This is a genomic window from Streptomyces sp. NPDC039480, from assembly GCF_055597165.1.
The window spans coordinates 1-1,835 of sequence record NZ_JBVITX010000031.1 but is presented as its reverse complement, the minus strand read 5'-3'; the positions used below and the strand labels follow the sequence as shown (position 1 = coordinate 1,835).

Here is a 1,835-nt window from a genome sequence, read left to right as displayed (position 1 = left end):
GAGTTGGGCCGTACGCTGCCCGACTACATGGTGCCGGCCGCGTTCGTGGAGCTGGCGGCGCTGCCGCTGACCGCGAACGGCAAGCTCGACAAGCGCGCCCTGCCCGCCCCCGAGGGAGACGCCTTCGCGCGCCGCGAGTACGTGGCACCGCGGACGCTGGTCGAAATGGGAGTGGCATCGGTGTGGGCCCAGGTGCTCGGCCAGGAGCGGGTCGGCATCGAGGACTCGTTCTTCGACCTGGGCGGCGACTCCATCCGCGCCGTCGCCCTCGTCGGCGCCCTGCGCGCCATCGGGTTCGACGCGACGATCCAGCAGGTCTTCCAGTGCCGCACGATCGCCGCGCTGTGCGAGGCGGTGTCCGGCGAACAGGCCCCGGTGCCCGAGGCGCGGGAAGTGCGGGGCGTCGAGCCGTTCGCGCTGATCTCCGCCGATGACCGGGCCGAGCTGACCGAGGGCGTCGTGGACGCCTACCCGCTGTCGCAGGTGCAGACCGGCATGGTCGTCGAGATGCTGGCGGACACGGACCGCAACACGTACCACGGATCGGCTGCCCACTGGGTGCGCGACGACAAGCCGTTCTCGGCCGACGCGCTGCGGCAGGCCGCGGCCGTGGTGGCGGAGCGGCACGACGTGCTGCGGACGTCCTTCGACTTCTCCTCCTGCTCGCTGCCGCTGCAGCTCGTGCACGCGCGGGCCGAGATCCCCGTCGCCGTCCACGACCTGCGGCACCTGGACGACGCCGCGCGCCGCCAGGCGCTCTACGACCTGGTCGTCGAAGACCGTGACACGGTCTTCGACCTGCAGAGCGCTCCCCAGCTGCGCTTCACCGTCTTCCTGGAGCGGGCGGGCGGCTGGCGGCTCGCCGTCACCCAGAACCACGCGATCACCGAAGGCTGGAGCAACGAATCGCTCCTGATGGAGCTGATCGGCATCTACATGCGGTTGCGGGACGGCCTGGAGCCGGAGCCCTACGACGCGCCTGGCGTCCGCTACGCCGACTTCATCGCCGGTGAGCTGGAGTCCCTCGACTCCGACGAGGACCGCGGCTACTGGCGCGGCATCGTGGCCGACCACGTGCCGTTCGCGCTCCCCTCGGGCTGGGAGAGCACGACCGCCGACGATGCGGGCGAGGAGTACGCGCTCGAAACCTCGAGCGCCGACCTGGAGAGCGGCCTGAAGGCCCTGGCGGCCACGGCGAACGCGTCGTTCAAGAGCGTGCTGCTCGCGGCGCATCTGAAGGTCCTGAGCATGCTCACCGACGAGCCCGCGTTCCACACCGGCCTGGTGTGCGACGCCAGGCCGGAGGTGTCGGGCGCGGACCGGGTGTACGGCATGTATCTCAACACCCTGCCCTTCCCTGCCGACCGGGGCGCCCGCACCTGGCGCGAGCTGGTGCAGCGGACGTTCGCCCGCGAGGTGGAGCTGTGGGGCCACCGCCGCTTCCCGATGCCGGAGATCCAGCGCGAGGCCGGCGGCGGCCGCCTCATCGACTCCCTGTTCAACTACCAGAACTTCCACCACGTGGACACCGAGAAGGTGGACACCAGCGGAAGCTTCGGCAACGGCGTGACCGAGTTCGCGCTCAGTATCACCGCTTCGCCCAGCAAGGTCGCCCTGCAGGCCAACACCCGTGACCTCGCTCGCGTCCACGGTCAGCGGATCGTGGGCATGTTCCGGTCGGTTCTGGAGGCCATGGCCGCCGACGCCGACGGGGACGCGCGGGTTTCGTTCCTTCCCGAAGCCGAGCGCGGCCTGCTCTTCTCCGAGTGGCAGGGCGGTTCGCATGAGGTGGGTGAGGCCTGTCTGCATGAGTTGGTGGAGGCTCAGGTTGCTCG

General features: G+C 70.6%; 1 protein-coding gene. It reads left to right on the top strand.

The window, feature by feature from the left end; genetic code table 11:
• Positions 1-1,835: condensation domain-containing protein (locus ACZ56E_RS40625; RefSeq protein ID WP_471221999.1), on the top strand; the 1,835-nt coding region annotated here is incomplete at both ends.